General features: G+C 71.5%; 14 protein-coding genes and 2 pseudogenes. 12 read left to right on the top strand and 4 right to left on the bottom strand.

Going from position 1 to position 18,279, the window contains the following annotated elements; all coding sequences use genetic code 11:
- The 6 genes and pseudogenes from AB0915_RS24290 to cobC form a co-directional block, all read left to right on the top strand.
- Positions 1-391, top strand: a 391-nt coding sequence (locus AB0915_RS24290; protein ID WP_366693072.1) for a cobalamin biosynthesis protein, incomplete at its 5' end; no start/stop codon positions are given.
- A pseudogene (locus AB0915_RS24285) lies at positions 388-2,138 on the top strand (cobyric acid synthase). The gene AB0915_RS24290 and the pseudogene AB0915_RS24285, both read left to right, overlap by 4 nt.
- Positions 2,135-4,150, top strand: a complete 2,016-nt coding sequence (locus AB0915_RS24280) for a putative cobaltochelatase (RefSeq protein ID WP_366693071.1) — start codon at positions 2,135-2,137, stop codon at positions 4,148-4,150. Before AB0915_RS24285 ends, AB0915_RS24280 begins: the two are co-directional and overlap by 4 nt.
- On the top strand, positions 4,150-4,758 hold the full coding sequence (cobO, locus tag AB0915_RS24275) for a cob(I)yrinic acid a,c-diamide adenosyltransferase (RefSeq protein ID WP_366693070.1): 609 nt from the start codon (positions 4,150-4,152) through the stop codon (positions 4,756-4,758). The genes AB0915_RS24280 and cobO overlap by 1 nt, the downstream gene beginning before the upstream one ends.
- Positions 4,752-6,146 (top strand): cobyrinate a,c-diamide synthase, encoded by a 1,395-nt coding sequence (locus tag AB0915_RS24270; protein WP_366693069.1) that lies wholly within the window; start codon positions 4,752-4,754, stop codon positions 6,144-6,146. Before cobO ends, AB0915_RS24270 begins: the two co-directional genes overlap by 7 nt.
- Positions 6,147-6,312: 166 nt before the next feature.
- A pseudogene (gene cobC / locus AB0915_RS24265) lies at positions 6,313-7,907 on the top strand (Rv2231c family pyridoxal phosphate-dependent protein CobC).
- An 85-nt stretch (positions 7,908-7,992) separates the two neighbouring features.
- On the opposite strand, the gene AB0915_RS24260 reads toward cobC, so the two are convergent.
- Both AB0915_RS24260 and AB0915_RS24255 read right to left on the bottom strand, forming a co-directional pair.
- A complete protein-coding gene (locus tag AB0915_RS24260; RefSeq protein ID WP_366693068.1) occupies positions 7,993-8,964 on the bottom strand; it encodes an SCO1860 family LAETG-anchored protein in 972 nt (323 codons plus the stop codon).
- A 312-nt stretch (positions 8,965-9,276) separates the two neighbouring features.
- Positions 9,277-10,353 (bottom strand): amidohydrolase family protein, encoded by a 1,077-nt coding sequence (locus AB0915_RS24255; RefSeq protein WP_366693075.1) that lies wholly within the window; start codon positions 10,351-10,353, stop codon positions 9,277-9,279.
- A 127-nt stretch (positions 10,354-10,480) separates the two neighbouring features.
- Between AB0915_RS24255 and AB0915_RS24250 the strand changes: the two genes are divergently transcribed.
- From AB0915_RS24250 to AB0915_RS24225, 6 genes are all read left to right on the top strand, one after another.
- Positions 10,481-11,587 (top strand): aminotransferase class V-fold PLP-dependent enzyme, encoded by a 1,107-nt coding sequence (locus tag AB0915_RS24250; protein ID WP_366693074.1) that lies wholly within the window; start codon positions 10,481-10,483, stop codon positions 11,585-11,587.
- A gap of 421 nt (positions 11,588-12,008) precedes the next feature.
- Positions 12,009-12,473, top strand: a complete 465-nt coding sequence (gene ectA, locus AB0915_RS24245) for a diaminobutyrate acetyltransferase (protein ID WP_366693073.1) — start codon at positions 12,009-12,011, stop codon at positions 12,471-12,473.
- 53 nt (positions 12,474-12,526) lie between these two features.
- A complete protein-coding gene (gene ectB / locus AB0915_RS24240) occupies positions 12,527-13,852 on the top strand; it encodes a diaminobutyrate--2-oxoglutarate transaminase (protein WP_366693067.1) in 1,326 nt (441 codons plus the stop codon).
- 53 nt (positions 13,853-13,905) lie between these two features.
- Positions 13,906-14,304 (top strand): ectoine synthase, encoded by a 399-nt coding sequence (locus AB0915_RS24235; protein ID WP_358860876.1) that lies wholly within the window; start codon positions 13,906-13,908, stop codon positions 14,302-14,304.
- A gap of 3 nt (positions 14,305-14,307) precedes the next feature.
- Positions 14,308-15,201, top strand: a complete 894-nt coding sequence (gene thpD / locus AB0915_RS24230; protein WP_366693066.1) for an ectoine hydroxylase — start codon at positions 14,308-14,310, stop codon at positions 15,199-15,201.
- A gap of 95 nt (positions 15,202-15,296) precedes the next feature.
- Positions 15,297-16,319, top strand: a complete 1,023-nt coding sequence (locus tag AB0915_RS24225) for a VOC family protein (protein WP_366693065.1) — start codon at positions 15,297-15,299, stop codon at positions 16,317-16,319.
- Between the two features lie 77 nt (positions 16,320-16,396).
- On the opposite strand, the gene AB0915_RS24220 is transcribed toward AB0915_RS24225, so the two are convergent.
- Both AB0915_RS24220 and AB0915_RS24215 read right to left on the bottom strand, forming a co-directional pair.
- On the bottom strand, positions 16,397-17,458 hold the full coding sequence (locus AB0915_RS24220; protein ID WP_366693064.1) for an aminotransferase class V-fold PLP-dependent enzyme: 1,062 nt from the start codon (positions 17,456-17,458) through the stop codon (positions 16,397-16,399).
- 100 nt (positions 17,459-17,558) lie between these two features.
- On the bottom strand, positions 17,559-18,278 hold the full coding sequence (locus AB0915_RS24215) for a DsbA family oxidoreductase (protein WP_366693063.1): 720 nt from the start codon (positions 18,276-18,278) through the stop codon (positions 17,559-17,561).
- Position 18,279 lies beyond the last annotated feature (1 nt).

Here is an 18,279-nt window from a genome sequence, read left to right as displayed (position 1 = left end):
CGTGGATCCACGGTGGCGCGCGAAGTGCGCGGCGGCGTCACCACCTTCATGGCCATGGCGTACATCCTCCTGCTCAACCCATCTGCGGGCCTGGCGGGCGGACGCGGGCAGGCATCCGAGCCCCAACGCGGGTCCGGTTGAGGCCTCGTTCGCGGGGGCGCTCGGCGTACGGCTCGGCGGGACCCTCGCGTACGGCGGGCGTGTCGAGCACCGGCCGGTCCTGAACGGCGCGACCGGCCGTGCGGTGGAGACCGGGGACATCGAGCGCGCGGTGCGGCTGTCGCGCCGCGTGGGGGTACTGGCCCTCGGCGTGTGCGCGGCGGGCCGGCTGATCGCGGGACGGTGGTCGCCCTCGGGGCGGCGTGCGGCCGCGGGACGGAGCGGGAAATGAGCGGCGGACTGCTGGTCGCCGGAACCACGTCGGACGCGGGCAAGAGCGTCGTCACGGCAGGCATCTGCCGGTGGCTGGTGCGCCAGGGCGTGAAGGTCGCGCCGTTCAAGGCGCAGAACATGTCGCTGAACTCGTTCGTCACCCGCGAGGGCGCGGAGATCGGACGCGCGCAGGCGATGCAGGCGCAGGCCGCCCGGGTGGAACCGACCGCGCTGATGAACCCGGTGCTGCTCAAGCCCGGCGGCGACCGGTCCAGTCAGGTCGTCCTGATGGGCAGGCCGGTGGGTGAGATGAGCGCGCGCGGTTACCACGGAGGGCGACAGGAGTCCCTGTTCGGCACAGTCGTGGACTGTCTGGAGCAGCTTCGGGGCACCTATGACGCCGTGATCTGCGAGGGGGCGGGCAGCCCGGCCGAGATCAATCTGCGGCGCACCGACATCGTGAACATGGGGATCGCGCGGGCCGCGGGGTTCCCCGTCGTCGTCGTCGGTGACATCGACCGCGGTGGTGTCTTCGCCTCGTTCTTCGGCACGACGGCGCTGCTCGGCGCCGAGGACCAGGCGCTGGTCGCCGGCTATCTGGTCAACAAGTTCCGCGGCGACGTGTCGCTCCTGGAGCCGGGTCTCGACATGCTGCACGGGCTGACCGGGCGGCGGACGTACGGAGTGCTGCCGTTCGCCCACGGCCTGGGCATCGACGAGGAGGACGGGCTGCGGGTCTCGCTCCGCGGGGCCGTACGCGAGTCGGTCGTCGCACCGCCGCACGGCGAGGACGTACTGCGGGTCGCGGTATGCGCCGTGCCGCTGATGTCGAACTTCACCGATGTGGACGCGCTGGCCGCCGAACCGGGTGTCGTGGTGCGGTTCGTGGACCGGGCGGAGGAGCTGGCCGACGCGGATCTGGTGATCGTGCCGGGCACGCGCGGGACCGTGAAGGCGCTGGCCTGGCTGCGGGAACGGGGGCTGGCCGACGCGCTGCTGCGCCGGGCGGCGCAAGGGCGTCCGGTGCTCGGCATCTGTGGCGGGTTCCAGGTGCTCGCGGAGCAGATCGAGGACGAGGTGGAGTCGCGGGCCGGGCGGGTCGACGGGCTCGGACTGCTGCCGGTGCGGATCCGGTTCGACCGTGAGAAGACCCTCGCCCGGCCGGTCGGTACGGCGCTCGGGGAGCCGGTGGAGGGGTACGAGATCCACCACGGGGTCGCCGATGTGCGGGGCGGCGAGCCGTTCCTGGACGGGTGCCGGGTCGGCGCGGTGTGGGGGACGCACTGGCACGGGTCGCTGGAGAGCGATGCGTTCCGGCGGCGGTTCCTGGGGGAGGTCGCGCGGACGGCGGGACGGCGGTTCGTGGCCGCACCCGACACGAGTTTCGGGGCGTTGCGGGAGGAGCAGCTGGATCGGCTGGGGGATCTGATCGAGGAGCACGCCGATACGGGGGCGTTGATGCGGTTGATCGAGGCGGGGGTACCGGAGGGGCTGCCCTTTGTGGGCCCTGGGGCGCCGGAGGTGCCGGCGGCCCGTGGGGCCGGGGTGGCTGGGGGGTTGGCGTGAGGGGGACGCCTGCGGCGGGCGCTGTTCCCCCGCCCGCACCTTCCCGTGACCGGGTCTGCGTCCCGGGCCCCGGACCTCAGGTGCCGGACGGGCTGAGCCGTCGCCCACAAGCGCTGGGCAGCGGGCCGGGCGGGCTGAGTGGCGGGCCGGAACGGGTCACCGGTTCTTGGATGGATGACGTCGTCAAGGAGGCTTTGTGAGTACCCCGTATCCCTTTACTGCCATCGTCGGGCAGGACGATCTGCGGCTCGGACTGTTGCTGAACGCCGTCTCGCCCGCTGTCGGTGGTGTGCTCGTGCGTGGGGAGAAGGGGACCGCCAAGTCCACCGCCGTGCGGGCGCTCGCCGCGCTCATGCCCGAGGTCGATGTCGTCTCCGGATGCCGGTTCTCGTGTGACCCGGTGTCGCCCGATCCGGCGTGTCCCGATGGGCCCCACGAGGCCGGCGGCGGCGTGTCGCGGGCGGCGCGGACCGTGGAGCTGCCGGTGGGCGCCTCCGAGGACCGGCTCGTCGGGGCGCTCGACATCGAGCGGGCGCTCACCGACGGGGTCAAGGCGTTCGAGCCGGGGCTCCTCGCCGACGCGCATCGCGGAATCCTGTACGTCGACGAGGTCAACCTGCTCCATGACCACCTGGTGGATCTGCTGCTGGACGCGGCTGCCATGGGTGCCTCGTACGTGGAACGCGAAGGCGTCTCCGTACGGCATGCCGCGCGGTTCCTGCTCGTCGGAACGATGAACCCCGAAGAGGGCGAGCTGCGGCCGCAGTTGCTCGACCGGTTCGGGCTGACCGTCGAGGTCGCCGCGTCACGCGACACCGATCAGCGGGTCGAGGTCGTACGGCGGCGGCTCGCGTACGACGACGATCCGGCTGGGTTCGCCGCCCGATGGGCCGAGGAGGAAGGGGAGTTGCGGGAGCGGATCGCCGCCGCGCGGGCGCTCCTTCCCCACGTGGTGCTCGGGGACCGCGCGTTGCGGCAGATCGCCGCCACCTGTTCGGCCTTCGAGGTCGACGGGATGCGCGCCGACATCGTGATGGCCCGCACCGCGACCGCGCTGGCCGCGTGGGCGGGACGTACCGACGTGCTCGCCGAGGACGTCCGGCAGGCCGCCCTGCTGGCGCTCCCCCACCGGCGCCGCCGCAATCCGTTCGACGCGCCCGGTCTCGACGAGGACAAGCTCGACGACACGCTGGAGCAGCACAGCGGTGAAGGCGACGGGGGCGGGGACGACCCCGGTCCGGACGGGCCGGGTGGAGGTGGGCAGCCCCCGCGGGGGGACGGGCCCGACACGCCGCCGCAGTCCGAGGCGGGGAGCGGCGACACGCCCGAACTGCCCTCGCAGGGCCGGCCGGCCGGCGGCGGCGAGCAGCAGCCCGTACGTGCTGCCGAACCGTTCCGCACGAAGATGCTGAGCGTGCCGGGGCTCGGCGAGGGCGCGGCGGGGCGGCGGTCCCGGGCGCGTACCGAACACGGGCGTACGACCGGGGCGCGGCGCCCCGAGGGGGCCCTGACCAGACTGCATCTCGCCGCGACCGTGCAGGCTGCCGCCCCGCACCAGCGTGCGCGCGGACGGTCGGGCCGGGGGTTGGTGGTGCGGCGGGATGATCTGCGGCAGGCGACCAGGGAGGGACGCGAGGGGAACCTCGTTCTTTTCGTCGTGGACGCGTCCGGGTCGATGGCCGCCCGGCAGCGGATGGGCGCCGTGAAGGGTGCGGTGCTGTCGCTGCTGCTGGACGCGTACCAGCGGCGGGACAAGGTCGGTCTGATCACCTTCCGCGGCAGGGGCGCCGACGTGGCACTACCGCCCACCTCGTCCGTGGACGCGGCTGCCGCGCGGCTGGAGACGCTGCCGACCGGTGGGCGCACCCCCCTCGCGGCCGGACTGCTGAAGGCCCATGACGTCCTGCGGGTGGAGCGGCTGCGCGATCCGTCGCGGCGGCCGCTGCTGGTCGTGGTGACGGACGGACGGGCGACCGGAGGCCCGGAGCCGGTGGCCCTGGCGGCGCGGGCCGCGCGGCTGCACGAGGCCGAGGGCACGGCGTCCGTCGTCGTGGACTGCGAGTCGGGGGTCGTGCGGCTCGGGCTGGCCGGCTCCCTGGCCCGCGATCTCGGGGGCACCGCCGTCACGCTCGACGAGCTGCGGGCCGACTCGATCGCCGGGCTCGTCAGGGATGTTCAGGGAACCAACGGATCCAACAGGAGGGCCGCCTAATGCCGCAGGGACAGCCGACCACCGTGCCGGACGACGGGCTGACGACGCGTCAGCGCCGCAACCGTCCGCTGCTCTTCGTCCATACCGGTATCGGCAAGGGCAAGTCGACGGCCGCGTTCGGGCTCGCGCTGCGCGCCTGGAACCAGGGCTGGCCGATCGGGGTGTTCCAGTTCGTCAAGTCGGCGAAGTGGAAGGTCGGGGAGGAGAACGCGCTGAAGGTCCTCGGCGCGAGCGGTGAGGGCGGCACGGTCGCCTGGCACAAGATGGGCGAGGGCTGGTCGTGGGTCCAGCGCGGCCTGCACGGTGACAACACGGACAACGAGGAGAAGGCCCGCGAGGGCTGGGAGCAGGTCAAGCGCGACCTGGCCGCCGAGACGTACAAGCTGTACGTCCTCGACGAGTTCGCGTACCCGATGCACTGGGGCTGGATCGACACCGACGAGGTGGTCGAGGTGATGCGCAACCGTCCGGGGACGCAGCATGTGGTGATCACCGGGCGCAACGCCCCGGAGAAGCTCGTCGAGGCCGCCGACCTGGTGACCGACATGTCCAAGGTGAAGCACCCGATGGACGTCGGCCAGAAGGGCCAGAGGGGCATCGAGTGGTGACCATTCCGCGACTGGTGATTGCCGCGCCGGCCTCCGGCAGTGGCAAGACCACCGTGGCGACGGGACTGATGGCGGCCTTCGCGGAGCGCGGCCTCGCCATGTCGCCGCACAAGGTCGGGCCCGACTACATCGACCCCGGCTATCACTCGCTGGCCACCGGGCGGGCGGGGCGCAACCTCGACGCGTACATGTGCGGGCCGGAGCTGGTCGCTCCGTTGTTCGCGCACGGGGCGCGTGGGTGCGACCTGGCGATCGTCGAGGGGGTGATGGGGCTGTACGACGGGGCCTCCGGAAAGGGCGAGCTGGCGTCGACCGCCCATGTCGCGAAGCTGCTGCAGGCTCCGGTGGTGCTGGTCGTGGATGCGTCCTCGCAGTCGCGGTCGGTGGCGGCGCTGGTGCATGGCTTCGCCTCGTGGGATCCGCAGGTACGGATCAGCGGGGTGATCCTCAACAAGGTCGGCTCGGACCGGCACGAGATGCTGCTTCGGGAGGCGCTGGACGAGTCCGGTGTGCCGGTGATGGGGGTGCTGCGGCGGGCCGAGCAGGTGGCCACGCCCTCGCGCCATCTGGGGCTGGTGCCGGTGGCCGAGCGGCGGGGTGACGCGGTGGCCGCCGTCGCGGCGATGGCGGCGCAGGTACGGAGCGGGTGTGACCTGGATGCGCTGATGGCGTTGGCGCGGTCGGCACCGCGGACGCCTGCCGCGTCGGGGGCGTGGGATCCGGTGGAGGCCGTGCGGCAGGCGGGCGGAGGCAGGGACGCCGAAGGCGAGGGCGGCCCGCGTCGTGGCCGGCCCGTCGTCGCCGTGGCCGGAGGGCCCGCCTTCACGTTCTCCTACGCCGAGCACAGCGAGCTGCTCGCCGCCGCCGGGGCCGACGTTGTGACGTTCGATCCGTTGCGGGACGAAGTGCTGCCCGAGGGCACCCGCGGGCTCGTCATCGGTGGGGGGTTCCCGGAGGTGTACGCCCCCGAACTGTCCGCCAACGAACCGCTCCGCAAGGCCGTTGCCGATCTCGCCGCCGCCGGTGCTCCCCTTGCCGCCGAGTGTGCCGGGCTGCTCTACCTCTCGCGTTCGCTCGACGGACTGCCGATGTGCGGGGTGCTCGACGCCGACGGCCGGATGTCGAAGCGGCTGACACTCGGCTACCGGGAGGCCGTGGCACTCACCGACAGTCCGCTGGCCGCGGTCGGCACACGGCTGCGTGGGCACGAGTTCCACCGCACGGTGCTGGAGCCGGGCGCCGGCGCCTCCCCCGCCTGGGGGATGCATCTGCCGGAGCGGCGCGTGGAGGGCTTCGTGCAGCAGGGTGTCCATGCCAGCTATCTGCATACGCACTGGGCCTCGGCGCCGGGCGTCGCGCGGCGGTTCGTCGGCAGGTCCGCGGTGTGACCGCGTCGGTCCGCGATGCCCACCACCAGCCGGGTGGGCGTGGTGTGCCGAGCGTCCCTCTCCCGCGCCGTGTGCCGCCTGGCGTACGGCGAGGAGGCGGGGTCCGCGCATGTCGGGCCTGCTCCTTGTCCCGCTCTCGCTCTCGCTCCCGGAAGGATCTCGCCCCATGGTTCTGCTCGTCGTCGGGGTCGGCGCGGGCCGTGGTGCGCCGGCCGGTGAGGTGCTGGAGCTCGTCTCGTCCGTACTGCACGAGGCGGGTCTTTCGCCCCGCGGCGTCGTGGAGTTGGCGACCCTCGAAACGAAGACCGAGGAGCCGGGGATCGTAGGAGCGGCGGCGTGGCTGGGTGTTCCCGTGCGCGGGTACAGCGCGGAGGAGCTCTCCGCGGTCGCGGTACCGAACCCGTCGGGCGCCGTGCTCGCCGCGGTCGGTTCCGCGTCGGTCGCGGAGGCGGCGGCTCTCGTCCGCGCCGACGAACTCCTCGTACCGAAGCGGAAGTCGAACCCCGCGGGGCGGGTGGGGAAGGTGACCTGTGCGGTGGCCCGGCGGGCTTCGCAGGCGCATCCGGATCCGACCGTTGCGCCGAGTGCAGTGCCGGGCACATAGTCGTCCTGCCGTCGCTCCATCCCCATCGTCATGAACTCGCCCCCCACACCCTCTGGAAGTCAATGCACACTCCCACTGAGAGACCCGATGTCAACCGCGCGGACGGACAGCACGATCTGCGGCACCACGGTGACGCGGAGGTCCGCGGCCTGGATCTGACCGATCTCGCTGTCAACGTACGTACCGATACGCCCCCGGCCTGGCTGAAGGAGCGAATATCCGCGTCCCTCTCCACGCTCGCCGCCTATCCGGACGGGGGCCGTGCACGGGCCGCGGTCGCGGAACGGCACGGGCTGCCGGTGGATCGGGTCCTGCTGACAGCGGGTGCGGCGGAGGCGTTCGTGCTGATCGCGCGGGCGCTGCCGGCCCGGCGGCCGGTCGTCGTCCATCCCCAGTTCACCGAGCCCGAGGCGGCGTTGCGCGCGGCCGGGCACTCGGTGGGGCGGGTGCTGCTGCGCGCGGAAGACGGTTTCCGACTTGATCCGGCGGCCGTGCCCGAGGAGGCGGATCTGGTGGTGGTCGGCAATCCGACCAACCCGACGTCGGTCCTGCATCCGGCGGCCGCACTGGAGAAACTCGCGCGCCCCGGGCGGACGTTGGTGGTCGACGAGGCGTTCATGGACGCGGTGCCGGGCGAGCGCGAGGCGCTGGCCGGACGTCAGGACGTCCCGGGCCTCGTCGTGCTGCGCAGCCTCACCAAGACATGGGGGCTGGCGGGGCTGCGGATCGGTTACGTGCTGGCTTCCCCGGAGACCATCGGCGCGCTCCAGGAGGCGCAGCCGCTGTGGCCGGTGTCGTCTCCCGCGCTGGCGGCGGCCGAGGCGTGCATGGAGCCGCGGGCGCTGGTGGAGGCGGCCGCCGCGGCGGACCGTATCGCGGTGGACCGGGCCCATCTGATCGCCGGGCTCATGGAGTTCGCCGAAGTGCGGGTGGCGGAGCCTGCCGCAGGGCCGTTCGTCCTGGTGCGGCTGGAGCGGGCGGCGGAGGTGCGAGAGCGGCTGCGGGCACTGGGCTTCGCGGCGCGGCGCGGCGATACGTTCCCGGGGCTCGGTCCGCAGTGGCTGCGGCTGGCCGTGCGCGACCGCGTGACGACCAACCGTTTCCTGCAGGCGCTCGATCAGGCGCTCCAGGTGCTCGCCTCCCCCAGGAACCGCTGACGGGGAGCGGCGCTCACCCCTGTGTGAACGCCGCTCCCCATCCCCCCTGATTTCCCCCTGTCCCGCCCCTCGGGCCGGGTCGGTGTCAGTCCTGGGCGCGCCTGCGTGCCACGACCGTCGCGCCCGCACCCAGCGCCAGCAGGAACGCGGCTCCGCCCGCGAGGTACGGCGTCGCGGAGCTGCCACCGGTCTCCGCGAGGTTCGTGTCGACCGCTGCCGGGGCGTGGCCGGTCCCGGTCTGCGGCTTCACCTCGCCGCCGGTGCTGCCACCGCTGGTGCTGCCACCGCCGTTGCCTCCGCCGGAGTTGCCCCCGGCGGGCACGGTGGGCTCGGCGCTGGGAGCGGCCGCCTTCGGGGTCTCACAGGTCGCCTCGGCGAGCGTGACCTCGCCCTCGACGTCGGCGACATTGAGCTTGAGCGGGTTGACCGACACCTTCAGCTGCAGCGCGGTCGCCGCGGCGGTACGTGACGTGGTCTGCGTCTTCGACAGGTCGAGGGCGACCTCGCCGACACCGGGCACCGCCACCCGTGTCGTGCCGCCCGCCGTCAGCGTGACCTTCCGGCCGAGGACCGTGACATGGCCCAGCACATTCGATTCGGCAACGGGCTTGTGACCCACTGCGCAGACCGCCTTGGAGGTGACCTTCTCGACCTCGATGAGCGAGAGCAGCGGCAGTCCGGGCACATGGACGCGGGCCTTCGCCAGGTTGCTGTAGCCCTCGGCCCTGTGCTTGTCGACGGTCGCGTCCGCCGTGGCCACGTCGGCACGCAGCACGTCGACCGGGCGGCCTTGCGACACGCCGTCGAGCCGCACGCTGAGTGCGGTCTCCTCGGCACTCGCCGGTGCGTGCACCTCGTTGAGCGTGGCCTTCAGCGGCACGTCGACCGTCTTGTTCAGGAGTGAGACGTCGAGTGCGGTGCGGAGCACGACCGCGCTCGCCTTCCCGCCGCCGGTGGTCGTGGTGGACCCGGTGGCGTGCGCCGGGGCGGCAACCAGCAGGGCGACGGGCGCGGCGGCAACCGCCAGTGCGGCGAGGCGGAAGGTGTTGCTGTTCAAAATGGTGGAACCCCCACAAGAGACATGGAGCCACCGGCGCCGTCCATGGGGGACATCGCGGGCACCGGTGACCTCGACTCCGTGAATCTTTTCGTACAGAGGGTGAACTGGCAGTTGCCTGAGGCGAGTTCACCCCAAAGGGGGGTTTCCGTGTCTGCATTCGAATATCCCGGCACGTGCGCCCCTCGGTGTCACCCGATCCGCTGAGCGTGTGCGAGGTGCCGGCCGACTGCGCCGAGGTGCGCGCTGAGGTGCTTCAACGAGCGCGAGCTCCGTCCGGTCACTGGCTGTCAACGCGGCGCCGGGGCGGCATCAGCCGATCACACGGCCGTTCAGCACCACATGGCGCGGCGCCGCCAGCACCCGTACATCCGCCCGCGGATCCGCGTCGTACACCACCAGATCCGCCGGGGCACCCTCCTCAAGACCCGGCCGCCCGAGCCAGGCGCGCGCCCCCCAGGCCGTCGCCGAGAGCGCCTCGCGGGGCGGGATGCCCGCCGTGACCAGTTCGGCGACCTCCGCCGCCACCAGGCCATGGGCCAGCGAGCCGCCCGCGTCGGTGCCGACGAAGACCGGCACGCCCGCGTCGTACGCCGCGCGCACGGTGTCGTAGCGACGCTCGTACAGCCGCCGCATATGCGCCGACCAGCGCGGGAACTTGGCCTCGCCGCCGGCCGCGAGGTCCGGGAACGTGGCGATGTTGACCAGCGTCGGGACGATCGCGACGCCGCGCTCGGCGAAGAGCGGGATGGTGTCCTCGGTCAGCCCCGTCGCATGCTCGATGCAGTCGATCCCGGCCTCGACGAGATCGACGAGAGCGGCCTCGGCGAAGCAGTGCGCAGTGACCCGGGCGCCGAGCCGGTGCGCCTCGGCAATGGCCGCCTCGACCTCGCCGCGCGGCCAGCAGGCGGCCAGGTCACCGGCGTCCCGGTCGATCCAGTCGCCGACCAGCTTGACCCAGCCGTCGCCGCGCCGCGCCTCCTGCGCGACGTATGCGACGAGGTCGCCGGGCTCGATCTCATGGGCGTAGTTCCGGGTGTACCTGCGGGTCCTGGCGATATGACGTCCGGCCCGAACGATCTTGGGAAGGTCCTCGCGGTCGTCGATCCACCGGGTGTCGGAGGGCGATCCGGCGTCCCTGATGAGCAGCGTGCCGGCCTCCCGGTCGGTGAGCGCCTGCTTCTCGCTCGTGGCAGCGTCGACCGGGCCGTGGTGATCGAGCCCCACATGGCAGTGGGCGTCCACGAGGCCCGGCAGCACCCAGCCGGTGACGGTCTCCGCCGCGTCCGCGCCGGGCGGCCGCTCGTACGAGATCCGCCCGTCGACGGCCCACAGCTCGTCCCGTACGTCGTCGGGACCGACGAGTACCCGCCCCTTCACATGCAGCACCGGCTTCACCGTGTGATCTCTCATGGCAGCACTGTACGAGGCGGCCGATGGCGGCCTCGGTACTCTCGACGGAAGCGCTGTTCGTACGCCGAACCGCAGGCCGACCCGATCCGAAGAGAGCACCACCGTGACCCACCCCTTCCTCGACCTCGCCCCGCTCACCGCCGCACACTTCGCCGCCATCGAGCGGCGGGTGGCCGGCCTCCTCGCCACCGAGCAGGACGTCGTCATCATGCAGGGCGAGGCACTGCTTCCCCTCGAAGGCTGCATCCGGGGCGGTGCCCGGCCCGGTTCGACCGCGCTGAACGTGGTCACGGGGCCGTACGGGCAGACCTTCGGGAACTGGCTGCGCGACTGTGGTGCCAATGTCATCGATCTGGCGGTGCCGTTCCACACGGCGGTCACCGCCGACCAGATCGCGCAGGCGCTCGCCGCGCACCCGGAGATCGACTTCGTCTCGCTGGTCCACGCGGAGGCGGCGACCGGCAACACCAACCCGGTCGCGGAGATCGGTGAGGTCGTCCGGGCGCACGGGGCACTGTTCATGCTGGACGCCGTCGCCTCGGTGGGCGCCGAGCCGCTGCTGCCGGACCTGTGGGGCGTCGACTTGTGCGTGATCGGCGCGCAGAAGGCGATGGGCGGCCCGGCCGGGGTGTCGGTGGTGTCGGTGAGCGAGCGCGCCTGGGAGCGGATCGCCGCCAACCCCGAGGCCCCCCGTCACTCGTACCTCTCACTCCTGGACTGGAAGGAGCGCTGGATCGACGGCGGCCGCAAAGCGCTCCTGCACGCCCCCGCGCAGTTGGAGATGCTGGCCCTGGAGGCGTGCGTGGAGCGGATCGAGACGGAGGGGCTGGAGGCGCTGATGGCACGGCACGCGGCGGCCGCCGCGGCGACGCGGGCCGGCGCGGTGGCGCTCAGCGGTGGCCTGGCGCCGTACGTGCACGAGGCGCGGGACGCGGCGCCGGTCGCCACGACGCTCCGCGCCCCGGCGGGGATCGACGCCGCCGGGCTGGTCGCCAAGGCACTCGCGGCCGACCCGTCGCTGCCGCTGATCGCGGGCGGCGGGGCGCTGTCCAAGGAGATGATCCGGGTCAATCACTACGGTGTGGACGCGACGCGGGGCGCGGTGCAGTCGTCGCTCGCGGCTCTGGGGGCGGCGCTGGCCGACGCGGGCCGGCCGGTCGACTTCGAAGCTGCCCGCAGGGCCGTCTCGGAGGCCTGGCCGAACGAATAGATTCCGGAGGGGTTCGCCATTCGGGATCCGGCGGCGGGCCGCCACGAATTCATCAACGCGGGGAGCTGTTCCATTCAGGGAAGCTCCCCGCATTCTTTTGCCCGCTTTCCCGGACCCTAAACTCTCAAGTTTCAGCAGCGCCGATCCGCACAATTCGGCCACACCTCCGCAGAGTTACGACGTTGTGACCGACTCCACATCCGGGGAAGATTTGCCGGATAAGTGACGGATATATCAGCAGAAACTTTCACCGTTTCACGCCCAGGCGCGCGCCCGCGTGATAACACAAAGGACTGTTCCACCCAACCCTTCGCGTCGAGGAAATTTCAGAATTTGCTGGGTAAATTCAATTCGCATGACCGCCGCACCAGCAGATTTTGCACGTGCCCGAAGCGAATTCCTCACCATCGACACCCCGCGAGTGGAGGACGGAGCCGCGATCTGGCGTATCGCCCGCGACTCCGAGGTCCTGGACCTCAACTCCTCGTACAGCTACCTGCTGTGGTGCCGTGACTTCGCGGCGACCTCCGTGGTCGCCCGCGACGAGACCGGCGAACCGGTCGCCTTCGTGACGGGATACATCCGGCCCGACCACCCCGAGACGCTCGTTGTCTGGCAGGTGGCCGTCGAACCCGGCCACCGCGGAACCGGGCTGGCCGCCAAACTGCTGGACTCGCTGACCGCGCGGGTCGCCGCAGTGCAGGGCCTGGCCTCCGTCGAGACCACCGTCACCCCGGACAACACCGCGTCCGACCGGCTGTTCACCTCCTACGCACTCCGCCATGACGTGGGCCTGGAGCGCGAAGTGCTGTTCGACGGCGGGCTGTTCCCCGAGGGATCGCACCTGCCGGAAGTGCTCTACCGCATCGGTCCGTTCCACGCCTGAGCGCGGCGAAGACCGCACCGCCGCCCTCCCACCCCTCGAGCAGGAGATCCCTTGTGACCATCACCCCGCCCTCCCGCCCGTCTCCCGCCGCCACCCTCGGCCGAGCGGCCTACGGCCGCGCCGCTGACACTCCCAGTGTCTTCGAGACCCTGGAGTCGGAGGTACGGAGCTACTGCCGCGGCTGGCCCGCCGTGTTCGACCGTGCGCAGGGCTCCCGGCTGACCGATGAGGACGGCCACACGTACCTCGACTTCTTCGCCGGTGCTGGATCCCTCAACTACGGCCACAACAACCCGGTACTGAAGCGCGCGTTGATCGACTACATCGAGCGCGACGGCATCACCCACGGCCTCGACATGGCGACCACCGCGAAACGCTCCTTCCTGGAGACCTTCCGACACGTGGTGCTGCGCCCGCGCGACCTTCCGTACAAGGTGATGTTCCCCGGCCCGACCGGCACCAACGCGGTCGAGGCCGCGCTGAAGCTGGCCCGCAAGGTGAAGGGACGCGAGTCGGTCGTCTCTTTCACCAACGCCTTCCACGGCATGACGCTCGGCTCCCTCGCCGTCACCGGCAACGCCTTCAAGCGGGCTGGGGCCGGTATCCCGCTGGTGCACGGCACGCCGATGCCGTTCGACAACTATCTCGACGGCCGGGTCCCGGACTTCCTCTGGTTCGAGCGGCTCCTCGAGGACCAGGGCTCGGGTCTCAACCAGCCCGCCGCCGTGATCGTCGAGACGGTGCAGGGCGAGGGCGGCATCAATGTGGCGCGACCCGAGTGGCTACGGGCGCTGGCCGATCTGTGCCACCGCCACGACATGCTGCTGATCGTCGACGACATCCAGATGGGCTGCGGCCGTACGGGCGCGTTCTTCTCGTTCGAGGAGTCCGGCATCACCCCGGACATCGTCACCTTGTCGAAGTCCATCAGCGGTTACGGACTGCCCATGTCGCTCTGCCTGTTCCGCCCCGAGCTGGACGTCTGGGAACCGGGCGAGCACAACGGCACCTTCCGCGGCAACAATCCCGCCTTCGTCACCGCCGCCGCCGCTCTCGACGCCTACTGGGCGGACGGCCAGATAGAGAAGCAGACCCTGGCCCGCGGCGAACAGATCGAGCAGGCACTGGCGGCAATCTGCGACGAAGAAGCCCGGCTCGGCGCCCGGTTCCGCGGCCGCGGCCTGGTCTGGGGACTGGAGTTCGCCGACGCGTCGCGCGCCGACGCGGTCTGCGCCCGCGCCTTCGAACTGGGGCTGCTGGTGGAGACCTCCGGACCGCAGAGCGAGGTCGTGAAGCTGCTGCCGGCTCTGACCATCACCCCCGAGGAGCTGGACGAGGGACTGCGCACGCTGGCCCGCTGCGTCCGCGAGACCGACTGACACCCCGGCGCAGAGACACAGAAGAGAAAAGAAGAGAAAGGCACCGACTCACCGTGATCGTCCGATCGTTGAGTGACATCGAGAACACCGACCGGCATGTGAAGGCAGCCTCCGGCACCTGGGAGAGCAAGCGCATCGTGCTCGCCAAGGAGAAGGTGGGCTTCTCGCTCCACGAAACCGTGCTGTACGCGGGCACGGAGACGTCGATGTGGTATGCGAACCACATCGAGGCTGTGTTGTGCACCGAGGGCGAGGCCGAGCTCACCAACGACGAGACCGGCGAGAAGCACTGGATCTCCCCCGGCACGATGTACCTGCTGAACGGGCACGAGCACCACACGCTGCGCCCGAAGACCGACTTCCGCTGCGTCTGCGTCTTCAACCCTCCCGTCACCGGACGGGAGGACCACGACGAGAACGGCGTCTATCCCCTGCTGACCGAGGAGGGCTGAACGATGACCACCGATGTACGTGCCGATCTGTATCCCACCCGGAGCTCGGCCGAGCTGATCACTCCCCGCCAGGACCCGGTCATCTGGTCGGCTCCCGGCGCCCCGGGCCCGGTCGCCGTGAAGGACCTGCAGGGCTTCGAGCGTGATGGCTTCCTCACCGTCGACCAGCTGATCACGCCCGACGAGGTCGCCGCCTACCGGGCCGAGCTCGACCGGCTGATCGGCGATCCCGCGGTCCGGGCCGACGAACGCTCGGTCATCGAGCCCACGTCGCAGGACGTCCGCTCGGTCTTCGATGTCCACCGGATCAGCAAGGTCTTCGCCCGGCTGGTCAGCGACGAGCGGGTGGTGGGCCGGGCCCGCCAGATCCTCGGTTCGGACGTGTACGTCCACCAGTCGCGGATCAACGTCAAGCCGGGCTTCGGCGCTTCGGGGTTCTACTGGCACTCGGACTTCGAGACCTGGCACGCCGAGGACGGTCTGCCGCGCATGCGGGCGGTGTCCGTGTCGATCGCGCTGACCGAGAACCACGACACCAACGGCGGGCTGATGATCATGCCCGGTTCGCACAAGTCGTTCCTCGGATGCGCGGGGAGGACACCGAAGGACAACTACAAGAAGTCGCTGAGGATGCAGGAGGCCGGCACCCCGTCCGACGAGGCGCTGACCAGGATGGCCGACCGGTACGGCATCCGGCTCTTCACGGGCCCGGCCGGTTCGGCGACCTGGTTCGACTGCAACTGCATGCACGGCTCGGGGGACAACATCACCCCGTACCCGCGCAGCAATGTCTTCATCGTCTTCAACAGTGTCGAGAACGCGGCCGAGGAACCGTTCGCGGCGCCGGCCAGGCGCCCGGAGTTCATCGGGTCACGGGACTTCTCGCCGGTGGGATGAGGCGGTGGCACGGTGGGCGGGGACGGCTCGGGCGGTCCCCGCCCACCGGCACAATCGGGTGGACCCGGCGGTCCGGCAGCAGCGAGAGTGAGGCCATGACTTCACTCGTACGACACGTCACCATCGACTGCGCCGACGCCTACAAGCTCGGCAGTTTCTGGGCCGAGGTGCTCGGTGCGCAGCTGTCCGACGACGACCGGCCCGGTGATCCCGAGGCACTCGTCGAGACCCCCGGCGCCGCACTGCTGTTCATTTCGGTGCCCGAGCCCAAGGCCGGCAAGAACCGCGTCCACCTGGACATCCAGCCGCAGGACCGTACCCGTGACGAGGAGGTCGAGCGGCTGCTCGCCCTCGGCGCCACTCTCGTCGGCGACCACCGCAAGCCGAACGGCCGGGGCTGGGCGACGCTCGCCGACCCCGAGGGCAATGAGTTCTGTGTGGAGTGCAGCGCCGCGGAAAAGGCCACGCTGACCGCGACCCGGCTGCCGGTCACCGCGGACGACGTGACCACCGCGGTCCATCTCTCGCTCGCCGCGCTCCGTGAGGTTCCGGAGGACCACTGGCGGGCGCCCGCCGGAACGCTGGAATGGGACTCCTGGGAGACCGTGGAGCATCTGAACGACGATCTCTTCGCGTACGCAGCGCAGTTGGGCCCGAAGAAGCCGCCGCTGGACCGCGAGGTGCCGTACCGCTGGGGAGCCGACCGCAAGGGCGGTCCGGCCAACGCGATCTTCGCCAACCCCGATGCCGGGGCAGTCGGCCTGCTGCAGACCCTGGAGGCGAGCGGGGCGCTGCTGACGGCGATGGTACGGACCACCCTGGCGGATGTCCGCTCGTACCACGCGTACGGGATCTCGGACCCGGAGGGCTTCGCCGCGATGGGAATCGTGGAGACCCTGGTGCATACGCACGATGTCGTTCGGGGCCTGGACATCTCCTGGGCGCCGCCCGCCGATCTGTGCGACCGCGTACTGGCCCGGCTGTTCCCGGACGCCCCGGACGACGCCGACCGGTGGACCGTACTGCTCTGGTCCACTGGTCGCGCCGAGCTGCCCGGGCGTGAGCGCGTCAGTTCGTGGAAGTGGCGGAGCGCGCCGCTGGACGCGCCCGCTTCCTAACGGCCTGAACCGGCTCGGCCGGAGCCGACCACGATCCGGCAGCCGTGGGACCGGATCGGCGCTGCGGGCCGGGACAGTCAGCCCGCCAGCACCTCCAGCGCGCGGTCCACATCGGCCTGCGTGTTGTAGAGGTGGAACGCCGCCCGCAGATTCCCGGCCCGGTCCGAGACCGTGATCCCGGCCCGCGCCAGCGCGGACTCCCGGCTGCCGAGCCCCGGCACGGCGACGATCGCGGTCCGGCCGGGCACCGGCTCGTGACCGATCCCGGCCAGTCCGGAACGGAACCGGGCGGCGAGCGCGGTGTTGTGGGCGTGCACGGCATCGATGCCGATCTCGGCCAGCAGCGCGAGGGAGTGCTCGGCGCCGTGGTACGCGAGGAAGGCGGGCGCCTCGTCGAAGCGGCGCGCGGTGCCGGCGAGCCGCTCGACCGGACCGTAGACGCTGCCCCAGCGGTCCTCGGCGGCCATCATGCCCGCGTAGAGAGGCGGCAGGGTCTCCTGCGCCTCCTCGGTGACCGTGAGGAACGACGTACCGCGCGGGCAGAGCAGGAACTTGAAGCCGCCGGTGACGGTGTAGTCGTACGCCCCGGCGTCCAGCGGCAGCCAGCCCGCGGACTGGGTGGCGTCGAGCAGCACCCGGGCTCCGTGCGCGGCGGCCGCCGCCCGGACCGCGTCGAGGTCGGCGAGGCGGCCGTCGGCAGACTGTACGGAGGAGAGGGCGACCAGCGAGGTCGTGGGCCGCACCGCCTCGGCCATGCCGTCCAGCGGGACGTACCGCATCCGCAGATCCCCGCGGGCTGCGAACGGGCCGACGACCGAGCTGAACTCCCCCTCGGGAACCAGCACTTCGGCGCCCGGCGCCAGCGAGGCCGCGATCAGACCGACATGCACGGCGACCGAGCTGCCGGTGGCGACCCGGTCGGCGCCGACGCCGACGAGCCCGGCGAACCGGGCCCGCGCCCGGTCGACGGCCTCGAAGCTTCCCCCGCCGGGAACGGCGCCCGCGGCGTTCTCGTCGACGAGGGCCTTCACCGCCTCGACGGTGCGGCGGGGCAGCAGCCCGCAGCTGGAGGTGTTGAGATACGTGGACTTGGGCGCAAACTCGGCGTCTACCGTCTGGGTGAGCGAGGAGATCTCCATGCGTCCACCCTGGATTCCCCTCAACTCATCGTCAATTGCGAAAAGTTAAGGGGAATCCCCAAGCAACGCTTATGTGTGCGGCTGGCCGCGGGGTGCGGGGTCAGCTCTGTCCGCCGGACTGCGGGACCTCGCACGCCCCGTCGGCGTCGCAGGCCGCCGCGTCCGAGCCGATCGCGGTCAGCGGACGGTCCTTCCACGCCTGCTCCAGCGCCTGCGCGAAGACCTCGGCGGGCTGGCCGCCGGAGATCCCGTACCGCCGGTCGAGCACGAAGAACGGCACGGCGTTGGCGCCCAGCTCGGACGCCTCCTGCTCATCGGCCCGCACCTCGGCCGCATACGCCTCCGGGTCGGCGAGCACCGCACGCGCCTCGTCGGCGTCGAGTCCGGCCTCGGCGGCCAGCTCGACCAGCACCTCGGCGTCGAAGACGGACCGCTCCTCGGCGAAGTTCGCCCGGTAGGCAATCGTCAGCAGCTCGTCCTGGCGGCCGCGGGCCTTGGCGAAGTGGAGCAGCCGGTGGATGTCGAAGGTGTTGCCGTGGTCACGTCCCTCGGTCAGATAGCCGAGCCCCTCGGACTGCGCGTTGGCCGCGACGTTCGCCTCCATGGCCTGCGCTTCCTCACGCGTACGCCCGTACTTCTGCGCCAGCATGTCGATCACCTGCGCGGTGTCGCCCTTGGCCCGGCCCGGGTCGAGCTCGAAGGACCGGTGCACGACCTCGACCTCGTCGCGATGGGCGAACCCCGCCAGGCCCTTCTCGAACCTGGCCTTGCCGATGTAGCACCAGGGGCAGGCGATGTCGCTCCAGATCTCGACGCGCATG

Source organism: Streptomyces sp. NPDC048411, from assembly GCF_040704695.1.
Taxonomy (GTDB): Bacteria; Actinomycetota; Actinomycetes; order Streptomycetales; family Streptomycetaceae; genus Streptomyces.
Note: the sequence above shows the minus strand (reverse complement) of the source record. Positions and strands in the feature narration are given on the sequence as shown.